General features: G+C 52.4%; 25 protein-coding genes and 1 pseudogene. 14 read left to right on the plus strand and 12 right to left on the minus strand.

Translation table 11 applies throughout. From position 1 onward, the window contains the following. Positions 1-7 precede the first annotated feature (7 nt). A complete protein-coding gene (gene malE, locus OGY37_RS15490) occupies positions 8-1198 on the plus strand; it encodes a maltose/maltodextrin ABC transporter substrate-binding protein MalE (protein WP_003031680.1) in 1191 nt (396 codons plus the stop codon). A gap of 15 nt (positions 1199-1213) precedes the next feature. On the opposite strand, the pseudogene OGY37_RS23510 reads toward malE, so the two are convergent. Continuing rightward, positions 1214-1288 (minus strand): annotated as a pseudogene (locus tag OGY37_RS23510) (hypothetical protein); the annotation flags it as partial. 40 nt (positions 1289-1328) lie between these two features. On the opposite strand from OGY37_RS23510, the gene malF reads away from it, so the two are divergent. The 3 genes from malF to xylE all read left to right on the plus strand — a co-directional run bounded on the left by malF (position 1329) and on the right by xylE (position 5720). Beyond that, complete coding sequence (gene malF / locus OGY37_RS15495; protein ID WP_003826577.1) at positions 1329-2873, plus strand: maltose ABC transporter permease MalF; 1545 nt, start codon at positions 1329-1331, stop codon at positions 2871-2873. A gap of 156 nt (positions 2874-3029) precedes the next feature. Then, entirely contained in the window at positions 3030-3920 is an 891-nt protein-coding gene (malG, locus tag OGY37_RS15500; RefSeq protein ID WP_003826575.1) for a maltose ABC transporter permease MalG, read from the plus strand. A gap of 324 nt (positions 3921-4244) precedes the next feature. Beyond that, positions 4245-5720 carry a D-xylose transporter XylE gene (gene xylE, locus OGY37_RS15505; RefSeq protein ID WP_191221937.1) on the plus strand — a complete coding sequence of 492 codons (1476 nt, stop codon included), beginning with the start codon at positions 4245-4247 and terminating at the stop codon, positions 5718-5720. Between the two features lie 45 nt (positions 5721-5765). On the opposite strand, the gene psiE is transcribed toward xylE, so the two are convergent. The 6 genes from psiE to pgi form a co-directional block, all read right to left on the minus strand. Continuing rightward, a complete protein-coding gene (psiE, locus tag OGY37_RS15510) occupies positions 5766-6176 on the minus strand; it encodes a phosphate-starvation-inducible protein PsiE (RefSeq protein WP_063941223.1) in 411 nt (136 codons plus the stop codon). A 165-nt stretch (positions 6177-6341) separates the two neighbouring features. Then, positions 6342-8438 (minus strand): YjbH domain-containing protein, encoded by a 2097-nt coding sequence (locus OGY37_RS15515; RefSeq protein ID WP_286621174.1) that lies wholly within the window; start codon positions 8436-8438, stop codon positions 6342-6344. Then, on the minus strand, positions 8438-9175 hold the full coding sequence (locus tag OGY37_RS15520) for a capsule biosynthesis GfcC family protein (RefSeq protein WP_286549123.1): 738 nt from the start codon (positions 9173-9175) through the stop codon (positions 8438-8440). Before OGY37_RS15520 ends, OGY37_RS15515 begins: the two co-directional genes overlap by 1 nt. Further along, on the minus strand, positions 9172-9810 hold the full coding sequence (locus tag OGY37_RS15525; RefSeq protein ID WP_286621176.1) for a YjbF family lipoprotein: 639 nt from the start codon (positions 9808-9810) through the stop codon (positions 9172-9174). Before OGY37_RS15525 ends, OGY37_RS15520 begins: the two co-directional genes overlap by 4 nt. 118 nt (positions 9811-9928) lie before the next feature. After that, the gene (gene yjbE / locus OGY37_RS15530) at positions 9929-10171 is read right to left on the minus strand and encodes an exopolysaccharide production protein YjbE (protein ID WP_003826562.1); all 243 of its coding nucleotides are present in this window, start codon (positions 10169-10171) and stop codon (positions 9929-9931) included. Positions 10172-10561: 390 nt separating this feature from the next. After that, positions 10562-12211: a glucose-6-phosphate isomerase gene (gene pgi, locus OGY37_RS15535; RefSeq protein ID WP_003826559.1), complete on the minus strand. Its 1650-nt coding sequence runs from the start codon at positions 12209-12211 to the stop codon at positions 10562-10564. 314 nt (positions 12212-12525) lie between these two features. Between pgi and lysC the strand changes: the two genes are divergently transcribed. Then, positions 12526-13875, plus strand: coding sequence for a lysine-sensitive aspartokinase 3 (lysC, locus tag OGY37_RS15540; protein ID WP_003826556.1), 1350 nt, complete (start codon positions 12526-12528; stop codon positions 13873-13875). 42 nt (positions 13876-13917) lie between these two features. Here the strand turns inward: lysC and OGY37_RS15545 are convergent, their stop codons facing one another. Continuing rightward, positions 13918-14703, minus strand: a complete 786-nt coding sequence (locus OGY37_RS15545) for a nucleotidyltransferase domain-containing protein (protein WP_286554719.1) — start codon at positions 14701-14703, stop codon at positions 13918-13920. A 5-nt stretch (positions 14704-14708) separates the two neighbouring features. Next, positions 14709-15836: a slipin family protein gene (locus OGY37_RS15550; RefSeq protein WP_063941217.1), complete on the minus strand. Its 1128-nt coding sequence runs from the start codon at positions 15834-15836 to the stop codon at positions 14709-14711. 450 nt (positions 15837-16286) lie between these two features. Here OGY37_RS15550 and rtcR point away from each other — a divergent pair, with 450 nt between their 5' ends. After that, complete coding sequence (gene rtcR / locus OGY37_RS15555; RefSeq protein WP_286621178.1) at positions 16287-17873, plus strand: RNA repair transcriptional activator RtcR; 1587 nt, start codon at positions 16287-16289, stop codon at positions 17871-17873. Between the two features lie 13 nt (positions 17874-17886). On the opposite strand, the gene OGY37_RS15560 is transcribed toward rtcR, so the two are convergent. Together OGY37_RS15560 and OGY37_RS15565 are read right to left on the minus strand one after the other, a co-directional pair. Next, complete coding sequence (locus tag OGY37_RS15560) at positions 17887-18225, minus strand: helix-turn-helix domain-containing protein (protein WP_008786903.1); 339 nt, start codon at positions 18223-18225, stop codon at positions 17887-17889. Further along, complete coding sequence (locus tag OGY37_RS15565; protein ID WP_008786902.1) at positions 18222-18578, minus strand: type II toxin-antitoxin system RelE/ParE family toxin; 357 nt, start codon at positions 18576-18578, stop codon at positions 18222-18224. Before OGY37_RS15565 ends, OGY37_RS15560 begins: the two co-directional genes overlap by 4 nt. A gap of 190 nt (positions 18579-18768) precedes the next feature. On the opposite strand from OGY37_RS15565, the gene OGY37_RS15570 reads away from it, so the two are divergent. Continuing rightward, on the plus strand, positions 18769-19041 hold the full coding sequence (locus OGY37_RS15570) for a YjbD family protein (protein ID WP_003826541.1): 273 nt from the start codon (positions 18769-18771) through the stop codon (positions 19039-19041). On the opposite strand, the gene rluF is transcribed toward OGY37_RS15570, so the two are convergent. Further along, positions 19038-19913: a 23S rRNA pseudouridine(2604) synthase RluF gene (rluF, locus tag OGY37_RS15575; protein WP_008786901.1), complete on the minus strand. Its 876-nt coding sequence runs from the start codon at positions 19911-19913 to the stop codon at positions 19038-19040. The two genes, OGY37_RS15570 and rluF, sit on opposite strands and share 4 nt — an antisense overlap. 469 nt (positions 19914-20382) lie before the next feature. Here rluF and OGY37_RS15580 point away from each other — a divergent pair, with 469 nt between their 5' ends. The 7 genes from OGY37_RS15580 to sorE all read left to right on the plus strand — a co-directional run bounded on the left by OGY37_RS15580 (position 20383) and on the right by sorE (position 26115). After that, positions 20383-21336 carry a sugar-binding transcriptional regulator gene (locus OGY37_RS15580; RefSeq protein WP_003826536.1) on the plus strand — a complete coding sequence of 318 codons (954 nt, stop codon included), beginning with the start codon at positions 20383-20385 and terminating at the stop codon, positions 21334-21336. 70 nt (positions 21337-21406) lie between these two features. Further along, positions 21407-22213 carry an SDR family oxidoreductase gene (locus OGY37_RS15585; RefSeq protein WP_286554710.1) on the plus strand — a complete coding sequence of 269 codons (807 nt, stop codon included), beginning with the start codon at positions 21407-21409 and terminating at the stop codon, positions 22211-22213. A 9-nt stretch (positions 22214-22222) separates the two neighbouring features. Continuing rightward, the gene (locus OGY37_RS15590; protein ID WP_286554708.1) at positions 22223-22630 is read left to right on the plus strand and encodes a mannose/fructose/sorbose PTS transporter subunit IIA; all 408 of its coding nucleotides are present in this window, start codon (positions 22223-22225) and stop codon (positions 22628-22630) included. Continuing rightward, positions 22630-23124: a PTS sugar transporter subunit IIB gene (locus OGY37_RS15595; RefSeq protein WP_003826529.1), complete on the plus strand. Its 495-nt coding sequence runs from the start codon at positions 22630-22632 to the stop codon at positions 23122-23124. Before OGY37_RS15590 ends, OGY37_RS15595 begins: the two co-directional genes overlap by 1 nt. Before the next feature lie 65 nt (positions 23125-23189). Then, complete coding sequence (locus tag OGY37_RS15600; protein WP_003826527.1) at positions 23190-23987, plus strand: PTS mannose/fructose/sorbose transporter subunit IIC; 798 nt, start codon at positions 23190-23192, stop codon at positions 23985-23987. Positions 23988-23998: 11 nt separating this feature from the next. Then, positions 23999-24823 (plus strand): PTS system mannose/fructose/sorbose family transporter subunit IID, encoded by an 825-nt coding sequence (locus OGY37_RS15605; RefSeq protein ID WP_003031641.1) that lies wholly within the window; start codon positions 23999-24001, stop codon positions 24821-24823. Positions 24824-24891: 68 nt separating this feature from the next. After that, a complete protein-coding gene (gene sorE, locus OGY37_RS15610) occupies positions 24892-26115 on the plus strand; it encodes an L-sorbose 1-phosphate reductase (protein WP_003826522.1) in 1224 nt (407 codons plus the stop codon).

Here is a 26115-nt window from a genome sequence, read left to right on the forward strand (position 1 = left end):
GGGAACTATGAAAATCAAAACTGGCGCACGCATCCTCGCATTGTCTGCATTAACGACGATGATGTTTTCCGCCTCGGCTCTCGCCAAGATTGAAGAAGGTAAGCTGGTTATCTGGATTAACGGCGACAAAGGCTATAACGGCCTCGCTGAAGTGGGCAAAAAATTCGAGAAAGACACCGGGATCAAAGTCACTATTGAGCACCCTGACAAACTGGAAGAGAAATTCCCGCAGGTTGCCGCGACCGGCGACGGTCCGGACATCATCTTCTGGGCACATGACCGTTTTGGCGGCTACGCTCAGTCTGGCCTGCTGGCTGAAATCACACCTGACAAAGCCTTCCAGGACAAGCTCTATCCGTTCACCTGGGATGCCGTACGCTATAACGGCAAACTGATTGCCTACCCGATCGCGGTTGAAGCGCTGTCGCTGATTTACAACAAAGACCTCGTTCCAAATCCACCGAAAACCTGGGAAGAAATTCCTGCACTGGATAAAGAGCTGAAGGCGAAAGGTAAATCCGCGCTGATGTTTAACCTGCAAGAACCGTACTTCACCTGGCCGCTGATTGCCGCCGACGGTGGTTACGCGTTCAAGTTTGAGAACGGTAAGTACGATGTGAAAGACGTGGGCGTGGATAACGCTGGCGCGAAAGCGGGTCTGACCTTCCTGGTTGATCTGATCAAGAACAAACACATGAACGCGGATACTGATTACTCCATCGCCGAAGCGGCCTTTAACAAAGGCGATACCGCGATGACCATCAACGGTCCGTGGGCGTGGTCCAACATCGATAAGAGTAAAATCAACTACGGCGTCACGCTGCTGCCAACCTTCAAAGGAAAAGCGTCTAAACCGTTTGTTGGCGTTCTGAGCGCCGGTATCAACGCCGCCAGCCCGAACAAAGAACTGGCGAAAGAGTTCCTCGAAAACTACCTGCTGACCGATCAGGGTCTGGATGAAGTGAACAAGGACAAACCGCTGGGCGCCGTTGCGCTGAAATCCTTCCAGGATCAGTTAGCGAAAGACCCACGTATCGCCGCCACTATGGATAACGCCCAGAAAGGCGAAATCATGCCGAACATCCCACAGATGTCCGCATTCTGGTATGCCGTTCGTACCGCAGTGATCAACGCAGCCAGCGGCCGTCAGACCGTCGATGCCGCACTGAAAGACGCGCAGGGTCGTATCACCAAGTAGTGCTGTAGCACACGTGCCGGATGGCGGCATAAATGCCTTATCCGGCCTACAACTCACCGTAGGCCTGATAAGCGCAGCGCCATCAGGCACTTTTGCCGACAGATGTTCAATGTTGTAGAGGAAGATCCCCATGGATGTCATTAAAAAGAAACACTGGTGGCAAAGCGACACGCTGAAATGGTCAGTGATGGGTCTGCTTGGGCTGCTGGTCGGTTACCTTGTTGTTTTGATGTACGCTCAGGGGGAGTACCTGTTTGCCATCATGACGCTGATTTTAAGCTCTGCTGGCCTGTATATTTTCGCTAACCGTAAAGCCTATGCCTGGCGCTATGTTTACCCGGGCGTTGCCGGTATGGGGCTGTTTGTCCTGTTTCCGTTGATTTGTACGATCGCCATTGCCTTTACCAACTACAGCAGTACCAACCAGCTGACCTTTGAACGCGCTCAGGAAGTCCTGATGGATCGTTCGTATCAGGCTGGGAAAACCTACAACTTTGGCCTGTATCCGGCGGGTGATGAGTGGCAACTGGCCCTCACCGACGGTGAAACCGGCAAGAATTACCTTTCTGACGCTTTTAAATTTGGCGGCGAGCAGAAACTGCAACTGAAAGAAGCCGAGGCGCTGCCGGCAGGCGAACGTGCAACACTGCGTATCATCACGCAGAATCGCCAGGCGCTTACCCAATTGACCGCCATCCTGCCGGATGAAAGCAAAGTTACCATGAGTTCGCTGCGCCAGTTTTCCGGCACGCAGCCACTTTATACGCTCGCTGAAGACGGCACGCTCACCAACAGCCAGAGCGGCGTAAAATACCGCGCCAACAACGATATTGGTTATTATCAGGCGATTAACGCTGACGGTAGCTGGGGTAGCGAAAAACTCAGCCCGGGCTACACCGTTGCCATCGGCTGGGATAACTTCACCCGCGTGTTTACCGACGAAGGCATCCAGAAACCGTTCTTCGCCATCTTCGTCTGGACGGTGGTCTTCTCGGTACTGACCGTTATTTTGACCGTTGCCGTGGGCATGGTGCTGGCCTGTCTCGTACAGTGGGAGTCTCTCAAAGGCAAAGCGATTTACCGCGTCCTGCTGATTCTTCCGTATGCCGTACCGTCGTTTATCTCGATTCTGATTTTCAAGGGCTTATTCAACCAGAGCTTTGGTGAAATCAACATGATGCTGAGCGCGCTGTTTGGCATCAAACCGGCCTGGTTCAGCGATCCAACCACCGCGCGTTCGATGATTATTATCGTCAACACCTGGCTCGGTTATCCATACATGATGATCCTGTGCATGGGTCTGCTGAAAGCGATTCCTGACGACCTGTATGAAGCCTCAGCGATGGATGGCGCAGGTCCGTTCCAGAACTTCTTTAAGATAACGCTACCGCTGTTGATTAAGCCGCTGACGCCGCTGATGATCGCCAGCTTCGCCTTTAACTTTAACAACTTCGTGCTGATTCAGCTGTTGACCAACGGTGGTCCGGACCGTCTTGGTACCACCACACCAGCCGGTTATACCGACCTGCTCGTGAGCTACACCTACCGTATCGCCTTTGAAGGCGGCGGTGGTCAGGACTTCGGTCTGGCGGCGGCGATTGCTACGCTGATCTTCCTGCTGGTTGGTGCGCTGGCGATTGTGAACCTGAAAGCCACACGTATGAAGTTTGATTAATTGGAATAACCAGGCGTCATTGGCGCGGGCAGTTTGAGCTCGGCCAGCGCGGAAGAACCGGAGCGTACACGTAGTACGTGAGGATTCTGAGCACTGCCCGAGTTCAAAATGGCAAGCAAAATAGCCTGGAGCGGTATCAAGGGGAGTAAAAATATTATGGCTATGGTTCAACCCAAATCTCAGAAGTTACGTTTATTCGCAACGCACTTAGGGCTGCTGATTTTTATCGCGGCGATCATGTTCCCGCTGCTGATGGTTATCGCTATCTCGCTGCGCGAAGGTAACTTTGCCACCGGCAGCCTGATTCCGGAAAACATCTCCTGGGAACACTGGAAACTGGCGCTGGGCTTTAGCGTTGAACACGCGGATGGCCGTGTGACGCCACCGCCGTTCCCGGTACTGTTATGGCTGTGGAACTCGGTGAAAGTGGCCAGCATTACCGCGATCGGTATCGTGACGCTTTCCACTACCTGTGCTTACGCCTTTGCTCGTATGCGTTTCCCGGGCAAAGCAACCCTGCTGAAAGGGATGCTGATTTTCCAGATGTTCCCGGCGGTGCTGTCTCTGGTCGCGTTGTATGCTTTGTTTGATCGCCTGGGCCAGTACATTCCGTTTATCGGCCTGAACACGCACGGCGGCGTGATCTTCGCCTACCTCGGCGGTATTGCGCTGCATGTATGGACGATAAAGGGCTATTTCGAAACTATCGACGGTTCACTGGAAGAAGCGGCCGCGCTGGATGGCGCTACGCCGTGGCAGGCATTCCGCCTGGTGCTGCTGCCGCTTTCCGTTCCGATTCTGGCGGTCGTGTTTATTCTGTCTTTCATTGCCGCTATTACCGAAGTACCGGTCGCGTCACTGCTGCTGCGTGATGTGAACAGCTATACCCTTGCGGTAGGTATGCAGCAGTACCTCAACCCACAGAACTATTTGTGGGGCGACTTTGCCGCCGCGGCTGTACTTTCAGCCATTCCGATCACTCTGGTGTTCTTGCTGGCGCAGCGCTGGCTAGTCAACGGTCTGACCGCGGGTGGTGTGAAAGGTTAAGTTTTACCGAAGTACCTGCCCGGCAACGGGCAATGCCACTGCAACCCTCAACTTATGTTATCCCAACCTGTGACTGTTATTCGGCGCTCTACGGAGCGCCCTTTTTTTATGTTATTTTGCATCACTGTTACGATTATTTCCTTTCGTGCTCTCCATCACTGCAATTCTATTTCCTGTCTGAATATAGATAAATCAAACAGAATTAAGATCACAGAAAAGACAAAACGTAATTGCAATGTAAAAAATGATAATTGTCTTCCCTGCCTGTTAAATTCAACATCACGGCACTGATCAAAAGAGCTGTATCCTCTAAGGCAGGTCTGAATGAACACCCAATATAATTCCAGTTATATTTTTTCGATTACATTAGTGGCAACGTTAGGAGGGCTATTATTCGGCTACGACACTGCGGTCATATCCGGAACGGTAGAATCCCTGAATACCGTGTTTGTCGCCCCACAACATTTAAGTGAATCCGCCGCCAACTCGCTGTTGGGCTTTTGCGTCGCCAGTGCGTTGATAGGCTGCATCATCGGCGGTGCCCTGGGCGGCTATTGTAGTAACCGGTTTGGCCGCCGGGACTCGCTGAAAATCGCGGCGCTGCTGTTCTTTATTTCCGGTATTGGTTCCGCATGGCCAGAATTAGGTTTTACGACTATTAACCCGGATAACGCCGTACCCGTTTATTTAGCCGGATACGTTCCCGAATTTGTTATTTATCGTATCATTGGGGGTATTGGTGTCGGTTTAGCTTCAATGCTCTCACCAATGTATATTGCTGAACTGGCACCCGCACACATTCGTGGGAAACTGGTGTCATTTAACCAGTTCGCCATTATTTTTGGTCAACTGTTAGTGTATTGCGTTAACTATTTTATCGCACGTTCAGGCGACGCCAACTGGCTGAATACCGATGGCTGGCGCTATATGTTTGCGTCCGAAAGTATTCCCGCCCTGCTGTTTTTACTGCTGCTGTACACCGTACCAGAAAGCCCGCGCTGGCTGATGGCACGTGGCAGACACGAGCAGGCGGAAGGTATTCTGCGCAAAATTATGGGCAGCGCCCTCGCCACCCAGGCCATGCAGGAGATCAATCAGTCTCTGGAACATGGTCGTAAAACAGGCGGCCGCCTGCTGATGTTTGGCGCAGGCGTTATCGTCATCGGCGTAATGCTGTCTATCTTCCAGCAATTCGTCGGTATTAACGTCGTGCTCTACTACGCCCCGGAGGTGTTTAAAACGCTGGGAGCCAGCACCGATGTGGCGCTGTTACAGACCATCATTGTTGGCGTGATCAACCTGAGCTTCACCGTGCTGGCGATCATGACGGTGGATAAATTTGGTCGCAAACCGCTGCAGATTATTGGCGCTCTGGGCATGGCCATCGGTATGTTCAGCCTCGGTACCGCGTTTTATACCCAGGCTTCCGGGCTGGTTGCACTGCTGTCGATGCTGTTTTACGTCGCCGCATTCGCCATGTCCTGGGGACCGGTTTGCTGGGTGTTGCTGGCAGAAATCTTCCCCAATGCGATTCGTGGCAAAGCGCTCGCCATTGCCGTTGCCGCTCAATGGCTGGCGAACTACTTCGTCTCCTGGACCTTCCCGATGATGGACAAAAATTCGTGGCTGGTTTCCCATTTCCACAACGGTTTCTCCTACTGGATTTACGGTTGTATGGGTATTCTGGCGGCGCTGTTTATGTGGAAGTTTGTACCGGAAACCAAAGGCAAAACGCTGGAAGAACTTGAAGAACTGTGGGAACCCGCCGCAGAGAAAACCCAGCCTGCCTCTGCGCAGTAATCCTGACCTGCAACACGCCGCGGTCCGATTGCGGCGTGTTGTCTTTTACTCTCGCTTCAGCCGTTTGGAATTACACAGCCACAGGGTGATCACCAGCAGCAGGATCGCCGCGGAATAGATCAGTACATCCATCGGTGCTTTATGATCGACGATGATCAACCGCACAATCGCGGTGATCCCAATATAGACAAAATAGCGCAACGGAAAGTGAAACCCTGACTGAAAGTACTTCACAATCAGCGCGATAAATTCAAAGTAGAGGAAGTAAACCACCAGCCCTTCCACCAGCTCATACTTGCTGGTTTGTTCCGGCGCGAACAGCACATCCGCCAGATGCAGCGTTTCTTTCCCGAGGAATACAACCAGGATCAGGCCCAGAGTCAGCAGCCCCAGATTCAACACGGTCTGTAAGATGGTAGAGATAAACTCCACGCGCGGACGAGATAGCGACGTCATAACAGCACCTCTTACTCAGTGGCGAGGTTCCTGTATAACGCAAAAATGTGACAGAGATCTACATTTTTTGTTTATTTTTTGTTCCCCAGAAGGTCCTTGCCGGATGGCGGCTTTGCCTTATCCGGCCTACGGCCCGGTAAGCTCTGCGCACCAGGCGATCGCGTATTACCGGAAGTTCTCACTCCTGTCGCTGGTCATGTCGTACAAACCAAACTTACGTCCAAGCTGCTGGCCGCCATCACGCGTTAACGGCGTCCAGCCAATCGCCGCACGGCTGCGGGTCGGGCCAGACGAGAACAGATCCAGCGGCACGGATACGTACACCCCTTTGGTAAAATCACCCTCTCCGTACTCATCCGGCGAGGCGTCGGTGATGGTCGCATAGCCGCCGACCACAACGCCGCTGTCAAAGCGCTTCGCCACTTCCAGCGTTCCGCCCTTATCTCCCGCCAGATACTGGCCCACGCTGGCTTTTACCAGTACATCCTGAGCGAATGACGGATTCCAGTACGCCGTCAAATGCCCGGTCTTCACGCTGTAGTCGGTGAATTTCATCATATCCTGCGCGCTACGCCAGTCACGCTGTTTCACGTAGTTGGCATCAACACCCAACGCCCAGTTGCTGTCCAGCGGACGATACAGCACTTCCGCCCCCGCTCCGCCGTACATGGTTTCCAGATAGCCACCGTAAACCTGTCCGTAGAACCCGTTTCCGAGTGACTGGAAGTAGTTGGCCTGCAGGTTATTCACGTAGACATCGTTTTGCACATACTCGCGCACATGGGTACGCACTCGTGGCAAATGCGAATCCTGCGGCGGGTTGGTGTAGTTAAATTTGTCATAGTTATTGGCGAGGTTGGCGAACAAACTTCCGGTGGTCAGCAGGTGATCGGTAACCCACCAATCCGCCGTTCCCATCACGCCCAACTGATACATATAGAAGTTTTCCGGGCCGCCCACTGACTGGTTAAGCACCGGATCAATGTGGAAATCGAAGCGTGACTTATCGATGTACCAGCCCTGCTCGGTCGTTTTCGGCACCACGGGCTCAACGCGTTTTTGCGCCAGCTGGGTTTCATGGCCCAACGGTTCGCCTTCCAGATGACGCTTGAGGCTGGAAACCTCCGTTTCGGTCGTCACCTGCGGTAAGTTAAGACGATTTTCCGTAATACGGATCGTGCGGATCCCGTCGGGAAGATCGTTCATCACGATCCGGTTGGCACGTTCGATCCCTTCGCGCGAATCACGATATTTCACCTGTTCACCGGTCACATACAGCGTATCGCCCTGCACCTGAATTTTAGGATCGGCCAGTCCGGCGTTATATTTCAGCAGCGTTAGCTGATTCGCCACCACCGAGTGTTGCAGGATGGCATCCTGCGGCTGTGGCTGATATTTCGGGCGGGCGTTGTCGTTATAGTTTGGCCGCAGATCGTTGAAGTTAGTCCGCAGCGTGACCCCAAACATAAAAGTGTTCCCACGCTCATAGCTGAGGTTAACGTCGGCCCAATCGGTGACGCGATAAATAGCGCCGACGTTAAACTTGCTCTTCTGATCCAGCTTGCCCGCAAAATCCTGCTGGTAATTGTTACCCTCATACTCCAGTTTCAGGCGCAGCGGCTGCCAGGGTGTCTGATACTCGACGCCGCCAAACAGTGACGCCGGACCGTGGAACATCTGGCTGCCGTCAATAGAACCGGCCTGCTTGTAGCTGTTATCGCGATAGCAGAATTTATCGCTGTATGAGCAAAACGGATTGCTGACGTTGCCGCTGGTCCCGAGATATCCCCAGCCCAGACCAAGCGAGAAATCAAACGGCCCCCAGGCTTTATTCGCCACAATATACTCCGCATCGAACAGGCCGGTTCCGCCAATATCCCGCGCGCCAACCGCCACCTGCGGCATCCAGTAGCTCTCTTCCCACAGCCGCAGTTTGAGATCAAAAGCTTTATCCTTGTAAGTCTGATCGCCAGAAAATGACTCCACGCTACTGTATTTTTTGGTACGCACATCGGTATAGCGCAGCGTGGTTTCCAGCCACGGGAAGAGCTGCACCGACGCAGAGTAGTAGCGGTACTGATCGTTATCGCGGTAATTGAGGCTCATTTCGCCCTCGCGCGCCATGCGTGCGGTTGGGGTTTGCAGCAGCCCCACGCCGCCAAAATCGGACTGCGAAGGTCCAATGGGCGCGGGCCAGGTTTCACCATGGCAGGCAACGCTTACGCCCAGCGCCAATACGCTGAGCAGGTAAGTTTTTCTCATTATTCGGGTATCCGCTGGGTCAGGGTGCGAAGAATGTCGGCATTAATTTCATCCGGGGTGCTGCTCCAGACAGCATCAGAGAGTCCGACATAAATGATGCTGCCGGGCATCGGCTCAACGTGACGTTTGTTCCAGTAAGCGACCGGTACTTTTTGCGTGCGCCCGTCGGGATAGATAACCCAGGCGAAGCTACGATCCGCGACGCTGAGCCGACTTTGCCCATCGAGATAACTGGCAACATCACGCCCGGGCATAAACGGTTGTTTACCCGGATGGCTTAGCAGGCCAAACAGCGTGATATGCGTTGGCTGCGCTCCGACCCACAGCGTGTAATTGCCCTGCAACGGCGGGTTGCCTCGCTCGCTGACGCGCACAACATCCGGGTCAAGATTAATCATCTGCCTGCCGGTCACCTTCAACGCCTGAATTTGCTGGCGTAATGCGTTGATAGCGGCAGCATCGTCACCGCTTTCTTCAGCGACCAGCGTCGCCAGGCGAGCCAGTAATGCCTGCTGCTGACGTCCCGCCTCCGTCGTTGCCCGCTCTTCGCTAATAACCGCGCCTGGCCACCAGCTATTGCTCAACCGCGGCTGTCCGACCAGGTCGAGCAGATGTTCGGCCCCGGTCAGCGTTTTTGGCTCTTCGCTGGCGGAGGTAAAGACCTTAACGCTGCCCGCAGCAAAAACAGACGCCGCGCTCAGGCTCAACAGCAGCGCCATAACGGCTCGTTTGATCATGATTTTGCCGCCTTAACCAGCGTGGTTTTCACCGGGAAGTAATGCGCGCCAAGATACTGTACCGACTGGCGAATCTGCCCTTCACTGTCGATCCAGTAGCGGTTATGCCAGCGCGTTTGATCGGTGGTTACCTCTTCATCGAGGATCCGTACCGGCGTGTCATCGTTGCCGACCTTGATGGTGTCTGCGCCATCCCATGTGAAAACCGAGCGTGCGGTGGCATAGCGTACCTGCTGATGCTCGCTCCAGCCCATCGTGCGGGTCCATGTTGCGCCATCAACTATCTGATTGGGTTTGATGAGTGGGTCTGCCGCCAGATTATTCACCTCGATTAGGTTATCCCCGCCGAGATGCGTTTTCACAATGCGCCCATGCTGCGTGACGAGAATAGCCCGATCCTGAGTCACCCATTTCTGCTGTCCGTTTTCCGCAAACGCGAGTACCACAAACAGCTGGGGGCCGCCGTTTAGCTGCATATACTGGCTGGCGTAGGGCATATTTTGGATTTCATCGTCCGTCATCTGTACGCCGGGAGTACCAAACACGCTATCCCACAGCGAATGTCCCAACCTTTCGGTGGTGGCTGAGCACGCCTGCAGTAACAGGCAAACCATTATGAGCGCTGGTCGCTTCACGACGTTTCTCCGCATTATTGCCGGGTGGCGCAACGCTTACCCGGCCTACAAATCCCACAGACTTTTGGCAATTCAAAATAACCACACCGAAGTGTGGTTAGAATTAAACGTACCTTTATTACTGGGTACTGGTGGTTGTAGTGGTTGTAGTTCCGGTATTAGAACCATCGCCACCACCGGTCGCCGCCAGGGCGACCCCCACTGCAGAACTTACGGTGCTCACGCTGGTTGCGGAGGAACTTCCTGCCGAAACCGACGCGGCAGCCGACCCTGCCGCCTCACCCACCTGAACGGGGGCAGCATAGACAGAAGTCGCCGCAAGCGCAGATATAGCCCACAGGCCATACAGAACTTTTTTCATTAAAAATTCCCTTCATTGTATGAATGGAGATTTACCCAAAAGAATTTCGGGCGAGATCGAGTATACACAAACCAAAGTGTGCAAATTACGCCATGCGGGAATTTAGGATAATTAGATAACGAAAGGAAAAATGATTGGAAAATACAATAAAGACAGCTAAATCAATAAATTAAAATATAAAAATTAAAATGCAACATCCGGTAAATCCGAAAAATAAGAAATTGAATAACATTAATAAAATTATTTTAGGATTAAGCTCAATTAAGGTATGAAGTTAAAACGTAGATATCCTGGAGCATTCTTACAAAAAAGCCGATATTAATATCGGCTTTTTATTTCATTAATGCCGGATGCGGCTAAACGCCTTATCCGGCCTACAAGTGTGTGCTATCAGGCACGCCAGGACTTATAACGGTTAATCAAACCGTTGGTAGAACTGTCGTGGCTGCTCACTTCGGAACCATCTTTCAGCTCTGGCAGAATGCGGTTTGCCAGCTGTTTGCCCAGCTCAACGCCCCACTGGTCAAAGGTGAAGATATTCAGGATAGCGCCCTGAGTGAAGATTTTGTGTTCGTACAGTGCAATCAGCGCACCCAGGCTGAACGGGGTGATTTCGCGCAGCAGGATGGAGTTCGTTGGGCGGTTACCTTCGAACACTTTGAACGGCACAACGTGGTCCAACGTTGCCGGATCTTTACCCTGGTCGCGGTATTCCTGCTCAACCACTTCACGAGATTTACCGAATGCCAGCGCTTCGGTTTGCGCGAAGAAGTTAGACAGCAGTTTCGGATGGTGATCCGACAGCGGGTTGTGGGTGATGGCCGGCGCGATGAAATCGCATGGAACCATTTTGGTGCCCTGGTGGATCAGCTGGTAGAACGCATGCTGGCCGTTAGTACCCGGCTCACCCCAGATGATTGGGCCAGTCTGGTAATCCACCGCATTGCCGTTACGGTCAACGTATTTACCGTTGGATTCCATGTTGCCCTGCTGGAAGTAAGCCGCGAAACGGTGCATATACTGGTCATACGGCAGAATCGCTTCGGTTTCGGCACCGAAGAAGTTGTTGTACCAGATACCGATCAGCGCCAGCAGCACCGGCAGGTTTTTCTCAGCCGGAGTGGTGGAGAAGTGTTTGTCCATCGCATGCGCGCCGGAGAGCAGCTCAACAAAGTTGTCGAAGCCTACGGACAGGATGATGGACAGACCGATTGCAGACCACAGGGAGTAACGACCGCCTACCCAGTCCCAAAACTCGAACATATTGGCAGTATCAATACCGAACTCGCCAACCGCTTTACCGTTAGTGGAAAGCGCAGCGAAGTGTTTGGCAACGTGCTTGTTGTCGCCTGCGGTCGCCAGGAACCAGTCGCGCGCGCTGTGGGCGTTGGTCATGGTTTCCTGGGTGGTGAAGGTTTTGGAAGCGACCAGGAACAGCGTGGTTTCCGGGTTCACTTTCTTCAGCACTTCGGCAATGTGCGTACCATCGACGTTAGACACAAAGTGCATGTTCAGGTGATTTTTGTACGGACGCAGCGCTTCGGTCACCATGAACGGGCCGAGGTCAGAACCGCCGATACCGATGTTTACTACATCAGTGATGGCTTTACCGGTATAGCCTTTCCAGCTTCCGGAGATGATCGCTTCAGAGAAGGATTTCATCTTCTCCAGCACAGCATTCACTTCCGGCATGACATCTTTGCCGTCAACGATGATAGGCGTATTGCTACGGTTGCGCAGCGCCACGTGCAGCACGGCACGGTCTTCAGTGCGGTTGATTTTCTCACCGGAGAACATGGACTTGATGGCGCCCGCCAAATCGGTTTCTTTCGCCAGATCCTGCAGTTTAGCCAGCGTCTCTTCAGTGATGCGGTTTTTGGAGAAATCCACCAGCATCAAATCGTCAAACGTCGCGGAAAACTTAGTGAAACGATCGCTATCTTTCGCGAAAAGATCCGCGATAGTAACGTCTTTCATTTCTTCAAAGTGTTTTTGTAGTGCCTGCCAGGCTGAGGTCTGCGTTGGATTGATGTTTTTCATTAGCAATACTCTTCTGATTTTGAGAATTGTGACTGAGATCGATTGTAACGCCAGTCACAGAAAAGTGTGATTGTTTTAATGCCATTGCCAGGGCATCCGCCAAACGTGGCTAAAAAGTATAGCTGTTATCAGCGTTGTTATTAGTACCGTTACTCAACGCAGTTGCAGCATGAAAAATCCGCATAATCCCAGCGTTGACAGTGCAAGCTACACATTTTATTTATAAATACGGTATTTGCATTTGCGCCTGCACCGGTTTCTGTTCTGCCTTATGTGCCATGGTCGCTCTATTCATTCCCTGACACGAGGTAGTTATGACTGATGTAGTTGTCTCCAAGTTTGGCGGTACCAGCGTGGCGGATTTTGATGCCATGAATCGCAGCGCTGATGTAGTGCTTTCTGATGCTAACGTCCGTGTAGTGGTACTTTCCGCTTCTGCGGGGATCACCAACCTGCTGGTCGCACTGGCTGAAGGGCTGGAGCCAACCGCGCGCTTCGAAAAACTCGATGCCATTCGTCAAATTCAGTTCAATATTCTGGAGCGCCTGCGTTATCCAAACGTGATCCGTGAAGAGATCGAACGTCTGCTGGAAAACATCACCACGCTGGCAGAAGCGGCGTCACTGGCGACCTCAACCGCGCTGACCGACGAACTGGTCAGCCACGGTGAACTGATGTCTACCCTGCTGTTCGTCGAGATCCTGCGTGAGCGCAACGTGCAGGCGCAGTGGTTTGACGTACGTAAAGTGATGCGCACCAACGATCGTTTTGGCCGCGCAGAGCCTGACGTCGCGGCGCTAGCCGAACTGGCAACGCTCCAGTTGGCCCCACGTCTGAGCGAAGGTCTGGTGATTACTCAGGGCTTTATCGGCAGTGAAGGCAAAGGCCGCACCACCACGTTGGGGCGCGGCGGGAGCGATTATACGGCTGCCCTGCTGGCCGAAGCGCTGCACGCCACGCGCGTCGATATCTGGACCGATGTTCCTGGCATTTACACGACCGATCCGCGCGTTGTTCCGGCGGCGCAGCGTATTGATGAAATCGCCTTTGAAGAGGCCGCAGAAATGGCGACCTTTGGCGCGAAAGTGCTGCACCCGGCAACGTTGTTGCCAGCCGTGCGTAGCGATATCCCGGTGTTTGTTGGCTCCAGTAAGGATCCAAAAGCAGGCGGTACGCTGGTATGCAATAAAACCGCGAATCCACCGCTGTTCCGGGCGCTGGCACTGCGCCGTAAGCAAACGCTGCTAACGCTGCATAGCCTGAATATGCTGCACTCTCGCGGCTTTTTAGCGGAAGTGTTCGGCATCCTGGCACGCCACAATATCTCGGTAGATTTGATTACCACATCCGAAGTCAGCGTGGCGCTGACGCTGGATACTACAGGCTCCACCTCCACCGGCGATACACTGTTAACACAGTCTCTGCTGATGGAACTGTCTGCCCTGTGTCGGGTTGAAGTGGAAGAAGGCCTGGCGCTGGTGGCACTGATTGGCAACGACCTGTCTAAAGCCTGTGGCGTGGGTAAAGAGGTGTTCGGCGTACTGGAACCGTTCAACATCCGCATGATTTGCTACGGCGCATCCAGCCATAACCTGTGCTTCCTGGTGCCCGGTACTGAAGCCGAACAGGTGGTACAGAAGCTGCACCATAATTTGTTTGAATGAGTAGATACCGACGCCCGATGGCTCTTGTACCATCGGGCGTTTTCACCGCATCACCGTTTCATATAACAATCTGTCCAGCTCCCTGACATCGCCTTCCCGGCAATCCGGTAACGTCGGCGGAATCTCTCCTCTTTCCAGTTCGGCGCGGATAAACGCATGCAACAGTGGACAACGAGGGCCGTATTCCGCTTCACCTGCACACTGCTTGCGTTCCAGCAGTTCATCAATTTCCTGACGCAAAGGCGCATCCAGTTCACTTCCCGCCAGCAGGTCGGCAAAACGCATCGGTGGCACGCCTTTCCCCGCTTCCACCCAACGCACCGCCAGCAGCGGCCGAATGACGTAAAAGTACTTTTTCAATCGCACGTCGTCACCTTGCAGATAGCCACGGAAGTTTTTCCGCGCCATCGAGTAGTAGTGCCAGCGGGCACGTAGCGGTGAAAACCATTTGGGCACCAACGCTTTCAGCGCCGACACGGTCACTTCATCCTGCTGATAGACCACTGGCGAATCCAGCCACTCGATAAGCGTAGGGTTTGCGCCTTTCAGTAACCCCAGCGCCTTGCGCCATTCCCAACCGCAGACGTCCAGCTCATCATCTATCGGCAACTCGATAACATCTCGTGGCGCTTCAACCCGCAGATACCACTCAGGCGGATGAACATAGAGAAATCGCACATCGTAGTCGCTGTCCGGCGAGGCAAATCCCCAGCCACGACTGCCGGATTCACAGGCATACAGCACCCTGACGCCATAGCGCTGCTCTACCTCTTTTAGCTGGCGCAATACCTTTTCGCGCATCGCACCGTCCACTGTGTTGTAGCTCATTATTCTTATCCTTTTATGTTCACAAGGCCGTGCAGCACCTGGTCGAGGCCACCGAACACCGAGATTTTATCGATACGTTCAGCGACTCTTTCAAGGGTTTCCAGCTCTTTTAAGCGCAGCGCCACCGGGTTGTTTTCCATCACTTTCGCGGTATTCAACAGCGATCGCGTCGCGGCAGTCTCTTCACGACGGCGGATCACGTTGGCCTGGGCGGATTTCTCAGCTTCAACCAGTTGGGACAGGATGGCCTTCATATCCCCCGGCAGGACAATATCTTTCACGCCGAGCGAAGCGACCTCTATACCAAACGGCGTCATTCGGGCTTTCACCTGTGCGCTCACCACCTCATCGATCACCTGCTTATCTTCCAGCAGCTCGTCCAGCGTGCGCGTTCCCACCGCTTCCCGCAGGGCAAACTGCAATTCGCGGTAAAGGTGATCCAGCGGTTTGGTTAGTTGGCCAAAAGCCAGCAACACATCGCCATAACGCCAGTTTGCGGCCAGATTTAAACGCAGGTTGACCTTATCCTTGGTCAGGATCTCTTGTCCACCGACCTCCAGTACCTGTAAACGAGTATCAACAACTTCGGCTTCAATCAGATGGTTTACCTTCCAGTATGCGGTCAACCCCGGCGGCAACAGCGTCTGGGTTTCGCCATCAATTTTCAGCACACCAACATGCCACGCAGGAACCTGTACCGTTAAGATAGCTTCACGACCTTTCACCGTACCGTTACGTCGTGGCTGTAACACTGCATTCATCACCTCAACCGGTACCGAAACCTGACGAGTATCCATACGCACCAGCTTCAGTGCTTCCTCTGCGCGCCAGTACAGACGGCGCGTTCCCGGTGGCAAAATTTCCTGCAAGACGCCGTTCACATACAGCGCACCCGCTTCGGTATCGGTTAAATCGGCCACCACACAGTACTGCTCCACCCATGTAGGCTGGAAGCGACGTAAATACTCCGCCAGTGCTTCCGGAATTTCGCTGCCATCGGTATTGATCACCAGAACATCCGGTGTGTTAAACCATGGCAAACGGTGTTCACCTGCATCCAGTACCTGATAGTAATCACCCTGTCGGGATAACAGGCCAAGCTGGCCTTTACGAATAGTGATTTTTTTCTTCATTTTTTATTCCTTATTGTGAGTCAGGTGCGGGTGCAGGGGCGAAGCGACAGGGGAATTCCCTTTTGCCTGTCGCACGGCATCATTACCGGCAGCCTGTTCTGGAGCGTGCTAACTGCACATTACTCCGCTTTATACCTTTGATTAACAACCAGTTTTCATTCGGAGGATGAAATTGGGAATCGAACCCACTGTGTGTCAGCGGCTGACGGAACACTCCCGGAAAACAGCCTGTGCCGTTCCTGATGTGCCGGCGGGGTTTAACCCCCTGCGTTTTCAGCGTGATTGACGTAAGAGTTATTGCCAGAAGCGTGCCAGAAATGAAAATCGTCAGAGTTTATTTTTAATTAATTGATTTATATAAATTTAATTGTTTCCGCCAATATTGGCAGTTGTCTCACTCGGTTAATTTTTTTATCTTTTAATCTCTTAATTTATCTTTTTGGATAAACCATGAAAAAGCGGCGGGTTGTAATTGGCGTACTGGGTACGGTGCTGGACAAACGCGGTAAACGCGCCAATCGGTTTAAAAAGTGGCGCCCCACGGTTGGATTGTGCCAACAGCCTGATTTCCCTGTCGACAGACTGGAACTGCTCCACCAGCCACGCGATGAAGGCATGGCGCAAAGGTTGATTGAAGACGTCGCGCTGCTCTCACCTGACACCGAAGTACGCCCGCATGCCGTGACTATTAACGACCCCTGGGATTTTGAAGAGGTCTACGCCGCCTTTCTCGACTTCGCCACACACTACAGCTTTGATACGGAAAACGAAGAATATCTGGTGCACATCACCACCGGGACGCACGTCGCGCAGATCTGCTGGTTTCTGCTAACGGAAGCCCGCTACCTGCCCGCCAGCCTGCTGCAAACCAGCCCGGCACTAGCCGGTTCATCGGATGAGGCCGTTGCCGCCGGCGTTTGCTCGATAATCGATCTCGATTTAAGCCGCTACGCCACGCTCACCAGTCGTTTTCAGCGCGAACAGCAGCAGTCGATCTCTTTTCTGAAGGCCGGGATTGATACGCACAACGCCACCTTCAATAAACTGATCGATCGCATTGAGCGTGTGGCCCTACGTTCGACCGACCCGATCCTGCTCACCGGCCCCACCGGCGCGGGTAAATCCTTTCTGGCGAAACGTATTTTTCAGCTACGCCAGTCGCGGCATCTGGTGGCGGGAAAACTGGTCGCCGTCAACTGCGCAACCCTGCGTGGCGACAACGCGATGTCTACGTTGTTCGGTCACGTGAAAGGGGCGTTTACTGGCGCACTCACGGCGCGCAGCGGACTGCTGCGAGAAGCGGATGGCGGCGTGCTGTTTCTCGATGAGATAGCCGAACTGGGGTTAGACGAGCAGGCTATGCTGCTAAAAGCGATTGAAGAAAAAACCTTTTTCCCGTTTGGATCGGACAAAGAAGTACAGAGCGATTTTCAACTGATTGCCGGAACCCATCGTGATATGCAGCAATGGGTCGCCGAGGGCCGTTTTCGCGAAGATCTCTACGCGCGTATCAATATGTGGAACTTCGCCCTGCCCGGTCTGGCGCAGCGGCGGGAAGATATCGCTCCGAACGTCGAGTATGAGCTACACCGTTTTTCCAGCAGTAAACAGATGCAGATCCGTTTCGACAAAGAGGCACGTGCTTGTTATCTGGCATTTGCCTGCTCCCCACAGGCGCAGTGGCGCGGCAATTTTCGCGAGCTAAGTTCATCCATCGCGCGAATGGCGACGCTTGCCGAACAGGGACGCATCACCTTATCCCTTGTCGAAGAAGAAATTGCGCTGTTAAAAGAGAGTTGGCAGATTAACGATACGCAACCGGAACTGAACATGGACATTGACCTTTTCGATCGCCGCCAGTTAGAAACGGTGCTGGAAGTGTGCCGCCGCAGCGCGTCGCTGTCGGAAGCCGGACGCGAACTGTTTGCCGTCTCACGGCAGAAAAAAGCCAATCCTAACGATGCAGACCGCTTGCGAAAATATCTCGCCCGCTTCGGGCTGAGCTGGGAAAGCGTTCGCAGCGATCAGATACAATAAACAATATCTAACATTACCCAATCTGAACTGTTACTGGTTTTCCTAACTTCACCAGCATCATGACCAGCGCATCAAGGGTAAATTTGTTGGTTTTCTGATTAACAACATCTGAAACACGGGGCCGGGAAATATTCAGTTTCACAGCAGCTTCCGCTTGTTTCAGATGGTTTTCATCAATCCATCCGGAAATTTCTTGCATCAACTGCTGCTTCAGGCGAATGAGTTGTTCGACCTCGCATTCAGCATCATGCTTTAAGCTCTTCGCTTCCGCTTCTGCAAACCCCAGTTCGGCAAAAATATTGACATCCGGAGAGGTTACATGGCGAACCTTATTATCAACGGTATTGTTCATTTCTGATTCCTGTCTTCTTGCAAAGCGGTTCGATATCTAACTTTAGCAATGTGTTTATCGTGCTCAGAAGTACGTTTCGTCTTTTTATTGAAGCAATGCAGTACATAGACCGCGTTAGCATAGCGAGCAATGTAGATGATTCGGTATGCACCAGATTCATACCTGAGCCTTACCTCCTCAACACCTCGACCTATCTCTGGCATCGGCTTCCAGTCAGCAGCTTCTAATCCAGCCTGTAAACGATGTAGCTGAAAGCCAGCGGTTTTACGTATATCTTCAGGAAAGCTTCGTAAATCATCAAATGAACTGCCAATCCAGACAATGGGCTTTAAGGCCCGCTTTATTGAAAGCATAACACATAATTGTATAAAATTTTATACAACAATAAAATGTGTAACCCACACGTTTTCCTGTCATTACGCTAAATCAGAATAGAAATTCCGTCACTTCAACAAGCTATATTTTGCGAGGCTCTTTCAGGATTAGTTTTATTCTGCACGAATTACCGTACACTGAGGATATCGGCTAACAGAGGGCACCCTTATGGCACTCCCCCGCATTACCCAAAAAGAGATGACCGAGCGCGAACAGCGTGAACTGAAAACGCTGCTCGACCGCGCGCGCATTGCGCATGGTCGTCTGCTGACCAACGCAGAGACCAACAGCATCAAGAAAGAGTACATCGATAAACTGATGGCCTTGCGCGAAGCAGAAGCTAAAAAAGCCCGCCAGTTGAAGAAAAAGCAGGCCTATAAACCGGATGCGGAAGCATCGTTTTCCTGGTCAGCAAATACGCCGACGCGCGGCAGACGTTAGCGTCCCTTCTTCTTACGCCCCGGAGAGGTAAAACGCTTACCGTTTGCCGCCGGGCGCGATTTTTCTTTCTCCGCTGATTTTTCGATTTTCACCACCGGACGCTTAATGCCTGCGGTTTTTGGCTTCGCTTTCGCCTTCGGTTTGGCTTCTGAGGACGAGTTCTCAATCAGCTTGAACAGATCGATCAGTTCGTCATCTGTCAGGTCGCGCCATTCACCAAGCGGCAGACCAGACAAACCAACGTTCATGATTCGCGTACGCTCAAGCTTGGTAACTTCATAGCCAAAGTGTTCGCACATACGACGGATCTGACGGTTAAGTCCCTGAATCAGCGTAATGCGAAACACAAACGGCGCTTCTTTCTTCACCTTACATTTTTTGGTGACGGTACCGAGAATGGGCACACCGGCCCCCATCCCACGGATAAAGTCATCAGTGACCGGCTTATCGACCGTCACCAGATACTCTTTTTCGTGATCGTTACCGGCACGCAGGATTTTATTCACCAGGTCGCCGTGGTTGGTCAGAAAGATAAGTCCCTGGGAATCTTTGTCCAGACGGCCAATTGGAAACACGCGCTTGCTGTGATTCACGAAATCAACAATGTTGTCGCGTTCGCTGTCTTCCGTGGTGCTGACAATCCCTACCGGCTTGTTCAGCGCGATAAAAACCAGATCTTCCGCTTCACGCGGCTCAATCAACCGACCATTTACTTTTACGACGTCGCCAGGCATCACCTGATCGCCGATGGTGGCGCGTTTACCATTCAGGAAGACATTCCCTTGTTCGATAAAGCGATCCGCCTCGCGACGCGAGCAGATTCCGCTTTCACTGATGTATTTATTTAATCGGATAGATGAGTCGGGCAGCATAATTTCTCCTGTATACACTTCATCCTGCAAGCTGTCTCTGCGTTGGCTACCCTCACTCACCCAGGTCACATAGCAATCTATGCTCCCGGAGGTTCGCTCCCTTGCCGCCTTGATACAACTTGAATGACTTTGTGTATTAAAAGCGAAATATACCCTACCTTGCGGACGATAAAAAATAATCGTGTTCGACTGTCCACACGCTATTTGTGATCCGTCACACCTTTTGACACAAAAGTGTCAGCGATCCATCCCTGCAATTTTGTTGAGTGAAAACAAGCAGAATCAATACATTAGAGAGGTTTGCACATCTGTGCCGACAACGCGCCATCACCACATCAAATGTGCAACACAATCGGCCATTTCAGGGCACTGAAATAAGTGAAAATAGCTTTGAGATGGAGAACAGATGGGGTTATATCAGATCAAGAAGGCAATTTCGTGATTTGCACAAATGTGCAGGAGTCCAAAAATGGCGACGGAAAACAGCGATGATATCCGCCTGATCGTAAAAATAGCGCAGCTGTATTACGAACAGGATATGACACAAGCGCAAATAGCTCGCGAGCTGGGTATTTATCGCACCACGATCAGCCGGTTACTAAAACGTGGACGCGAGCAGGGTATCGTCACCATCGCCATTAATTACGACTACAACGAAAATCTGTGGCTGGAACAGCAGCTAAAACAGAAATTTGGCCTGAAAGAGGCGGTCGTAGTCTCCTGCGATAGCGAGCAGGAAGATGAACAACTTAATATGATGGGCGCACATGGCGCACAGTTGCTGGAACGCTTACTGGAACCTGGGGACATTATCGGGTTCTCATGGGGCCGCGCGGTACGGGGACTGGTGGAAGGATTATCTCCTGCCAGCCAGTCGCGCCAGCTGATCTGTGTGCCGATTATCGGCGGACCATCCGGCAAGCTTGAAAGCCGCTACCACGTCAATACGCTGACCTACGGCGCTGCGGCAAAGCTCAAAGGGGAATCACACCTGGCAGATTTCCCGGCACTGCTGGAAAACCCGCTGATCCGTAACGGGATCATGCAGTCACGACATTTTAAATCGATTTCTGCGTACTGGGATAATCTGGACATCGCGCTGGTCGGGATTGGATCTCCGGCGATACGTGATGGCGCTAACTGGCACGCTTTTTACGGCAGTGAAGAGAGTGATGACCTGCATGCCCGCCAGGTCGCCGGAGACATTTGCTCGCGCTTTTACGATATCAACGGTGTAACCGTAGAGACCAATATGAGTGAAAAGACGCTCTCCATCGAAACCAATAAATTAAAACAGGCGCGTTACTCCATTGGCATTGCAATGGGTGAAGAAAAATACAGTGGGATATTAGGCGCATTACGTGGGAATTATATTAACTGTTTAGTCACCAACAGCAATACCGCTGAGTTATTGTTGAAGTAAATAAATTCTAATTGGTCCTACCATAATTAAATTTATGTGGGATCCCCTTATCTGAAATCGGGAGTTAATTATGCAAACGTGGTTAAACTTGCAGGGCAAAGTCATTATTGTTACCGGTGGTGCATCCGGAATTGGTCTGGCAATTGTCGAGGAGTTATTAGCGCAAGGCGCTAATGTGCAAATGGCAGACATTCATAGCGGAGAAGGTAAATACGATAGAAATGACGGGTATCATTTCTGGCCAACGGATATTTCCAGTGCCAAAGAGGTTAATCATACGGTCGCTGAAATTATCCAACGCTACGGACGTATTGATGGGCTGGTAAATAATGCTGGCGTTAATTTTCCGCGTCTGCTGGTCGATGAAAAAGCACCCGCCGGGCAATACGAACTCAACGAAGCTGCTTTTGAAAAAATGGTTAATATCAACCAGAAAGGTGTGTTCTTAATGTCGCAGGCAGCGGCACGCCAAATGGTAAAACAGCGTAACGGCGTGATTGTGAATGTCTCTTCTGAAAGCGGACTGGAAGGTTCTGAAGGTCAAAGCTGTTACGCCGCGACCAAAGCCGCATTGAATAGCTTTACCCGTTCCTGGTCGAAAGAGTTGGGCAAACACGGCATCCGTGTAGTTGGCATTGCACCTGGCATTCTGGAAAAAACCGGACTGCGGACCCCCGAGTATGAAGAAGCGCTGGCCTGGACCCGCAACATCACCGTCGAACAGCTGCGCGAGGGCTACACCAAGAACGCGATCCCGATTGGTCGTTCAGGACGCTTAAGTGAAGTCGCTGATTTTGTTTGTTATCTTTTATCTGAGCGTGCCAGTTACATCACCGGAGTAACCACTAACATTGCGGGCGGAAAAACGCGCGGCTAAGGAGATTTTATGGTCAATGCAATCTTCTGTGCTCACGGCAAACTGGCCTGCGCCATGCTGGAATCAGTACAGATGGTTTACGGTGATGCCAACGTTGAAGCCGTGGCATTTGTCCCCGGAGAGAACGCCAGCGACATTGTGGAAAAGCTAAAAAAGTTAGTAAGTATTCACACTGGCGATGAATGGCTGATTGCCGTCGATTTGCAGTGTGGCAGTCCCTGGAATGCCGCTGCGACGCTGGCGATGCACAATCCGGCGATACGGGTCATTAGCGGGTTATCACTGCCGTTGGCGCTGGAACTGGTAGACAACCAAAGCAATATGAATGTGGATGAACTGTGCGAACACCTGACGACCATTGCTCAACAAACCTGTGTCGTCTGGCAACATCTGGAAACGACCGAAGAGGATTTCTGATGAACATTACCCTTGCTCGTATTGATGACCGCCTGATCCACGGTCAGGTCACCACCGTCTGGTCGAAGGTGGCAAATGCCCAACGGATTATTATCTGTAATGACGACGTTTATAACGATGAAGTACGTCGCACATTATTACGTCAGGCCGCCCCACCGGGAATAAAAGTGAACGTCGTTAATATCGAAAAGGCGGTCGCGGTTTACCATAATCCGCAATACCAGAACGAAACCGTTTTTTATCTGTTTACCCGCCCACAGGATGCATTAGCAATGGTCAAGCAAGGCGTGAAAATCGCCACGTTAAATATTGGTGGTATGGCCTGGCGACCGGGTAAAAAACAATTAACTAAAGCCGTTTCTTTAGACAGTGACGACATTAATGCGTTTCGAGAATTAGCTAAACTGGGTGTCACGCTGGATTTACGCGTCGTCGCATCCGATCCATCTATTAATATTCTCGAAAAAATAGAAGAACAATCGTTCGCTGAATAAATAAAAATGTCTGTGTTCTTATGCTTTAACAGGCAGGGATGATCACATTCACAAGGTGACATATTATGGAAATAAGTACCCTACAAATTATCGCCATATTCCTATTTTCCTGTATTGCCGGAATGGGCAGCGTGCTGGATGAGTTCCAGACCCACCGTCCGCTAATTGCTTGTACCGTTATCGGCCTGATCCTTGGTGATTTAAAAACCGGGATTATGCTCGGCGGCACGCTGGAGTTAATCGCTCTTGGTTGGATGAACGTCGGCGCAGCGCAGTCTCCCGATTCGGCGCTCGCCAGTATTATCTCCGCCATTCTGGTTATCGTCGGTCAGCAAAGCATTGCTACCGGTATCGCCATCGCCCTGCCAGTCGCGGCGGCAGGTCAGGTACTAACTGTCTTTGCCCGTACCATCACCGTGGTGTTCCAGCACGCGGCGGATAAAGCAGCCGAAGACGCCCGCTTTCGCACCATCGACATGCTGCACGTTTCCGCTCTCGGCGTACAGGCGCTGCGCGTTGCCATTCCTGCATTAATCGTCTCGCTGTTTGTCAGCGCCGATATGGTCAGCAATATGCTCAACGCCATTCCGGAATTCGTCACCCGCGGATTGCAGATTGCCGGTGGCTTTATCGTGGTGGTCGGCTACGCCATGGTGCTGCGCATGATGGGCGTGAAGTACCTGATGCCCTTCTTCTTCCTCGGGTTTATCGCTGGGGGGTATCTCGATTTGAGTCTGCTGGCTTTCGGTGGGGTTGGCGTGATTATCGCGCTGGTCTACATCCAGTTGAACCCACAGTGGCGTAAAGCCGAACCGCAGGCGCAACCCGCCTCTTCTCAAGCTCTCGATCAGCTTGATGACTAATGGAGCCAGCCATGGAACAGAAAAAACTAACCAAATCCGACCTGTTTAGCATGTTTGTTCGCTCCAACCTGCAACAGGCGTCATTCAACTTTGAACGCATTCATGGACTGGGCTTTTGCTACGACATGATCCCTGCCATCAAGCGCCTGTATCCGCTGAAAGAGGACCAGGTTGCAGCACTCAAACGCCACCTGGTGTTTTTCAACACCACGCCTGCCGTGTGCGGCCCGGTGATTGGCGTGACCGCCGCGATGGAAGAAGCTCGCGCCAACGGCGCAGAAATTGACGACGGGGCCATCAACGGCATCAAAGTTGGGCTGATGGGTCCGCTGGCCGGTGTTGGCGACCCGTTGGTCTGGGGAACATTGCGCCCGATTACCGCCGCGCTCGGCGCATCGCTGGCGCTGTCCGGAAACATTCTCGGCCCACTATTGTTCTTCTTTATTTTCAATGCAGTACGTCTTGCCATGAAGTGGTACGGCTTACAGCTTGGCTTTCGTAAAGGGGTCAATATCGTCAGCGATATGGGCGGCAACCTGCTGCAGAAACTGACCGAAGGCGCATCGATTCTTGGCCTGTTTGTCATGGGGGTGCTGGTCACCAAATGGACCAGCATCAACGTGCCGCTGGTGGTATCGCAAACGCCTGGCGCAGACGGCACCACCGTCACCATGACCGTGCAGAACATTCTCGACCAACTCTGCCCTGGCCTGCTGGCGCTGGGTCTGACGCTGCTGATGGTGCGTCTGCTCAACAAGAAAATTAATCCGGTATGGCTGATCTTCGCCCTGTTTGCGCTGGGGATTATCGGTAACGCGCTGGGCTTCCTGTCCTGATTTTTTCGCTCCGGCAATGCCGGGGCAACTTCAACAAATAGTCCTCGAAAGAGGAAGAGGTGGTAACAATGCAAACAACAACAGCTTTACGCCTTTATGGTAAACGCGATCTGCGCCTGGAAACCTTCGATCTTCCTGAAATGCAGGACGATGAAATTCTGGCCTCAGTCGTCACCGACAGCCTGTGCCTTTCCTCCTGGAAAGAGGCTAACCAGGGCGAGAACCACAAAAAGGTGCCGGACGATGTAGCCACCAACCCGATCATCATCGGTCACGAGTTTTGCGGCGATATTATTGCCGTGGGGAAAAAATGGCAGCATAAGTTTCAGCCCGGCCAGCGCTATGTCATTCAGGCTAACCTGCAACTGCCGGATCGCCCGGACTGCCCCGGCTACTCCTTCCCGTGGGTAGGCGGTGAAGCCACGCACGTTATCATTCCTGATGAAGTCATGGAGCAGGACTGCCTGTTGGCCTACGAAGGTGAAACCTATTTTGAAGGCTCGCTGGTTGAGCCGCTGTCCTGCGTGATTGGCGCATTCAACGCCAACTATCACCTACAGGAAGGTACTTATAACCACAAGATGGGCATTCGTCCGCAGGGGCGTACACTGATACTCGGCGGCACCGGGCCGATGGGACTACTGGCGATCGACTACGCGCTGCATGGTCCGGTTAACCCAGCGCTGCTGGTGGTGACCGACACCAATAACGACAAGCTGAGCTACGCCCGCAAGCACTATCCATCAGAACCACAAACGTTGATCCATTATCTCCACGCGCAGGATGCGAGTTATGACAGCTTGATGGCGCTGAGCGGCGGGCACGGGTTTGATGACATCTTTGTGTTTGTGCCCAATGAACAACTGGTCACGCTGGCCTCTTCTTTGCTGGCTGCGGATGGTTGCATGAACTTCTTTGCCGGTCCGCAGGATAAGCAGTTTAGCGCGCCGATTAACTTCTACGACGTGCACTATGCCTTCACCCATTATGTTGGGACATCTGGCGGCAATACCGACGACATGCGCGCGGCGGTAAAACTGATCGAAGAGAAGAAAGTTCAGGCGGCAAAAGTGGTGACGCACATTCTGGGATTGAATGCGGCAGGTGAAACAACGCTGGAACTGCCGCAAGTCGGTGGGGGTAAAAAACTGGTTTACACCGGAAAAGCATTGCCGTTAACTGCGCTCACCCAGATTGACGATCCGGCCTTGCGCGATATCCTGGAGCGTCATCAGGGGATCTGGTCGCAGGAAGCCGAACAGTACATATTGTCTCACGCCGAGGAGATTTAA

It is taken from the genome of Citrobacter sp. Cpo030 (assembly GCF_030333005.1).
In the GTDB taxonomy this organism is placed as follows: Bacteria; Pseudomonadota; Gammaproteobacteria; order Enterobacterales; family Enterobacteriaceae; genus Citrobacter; species Citrobacter portucalensis.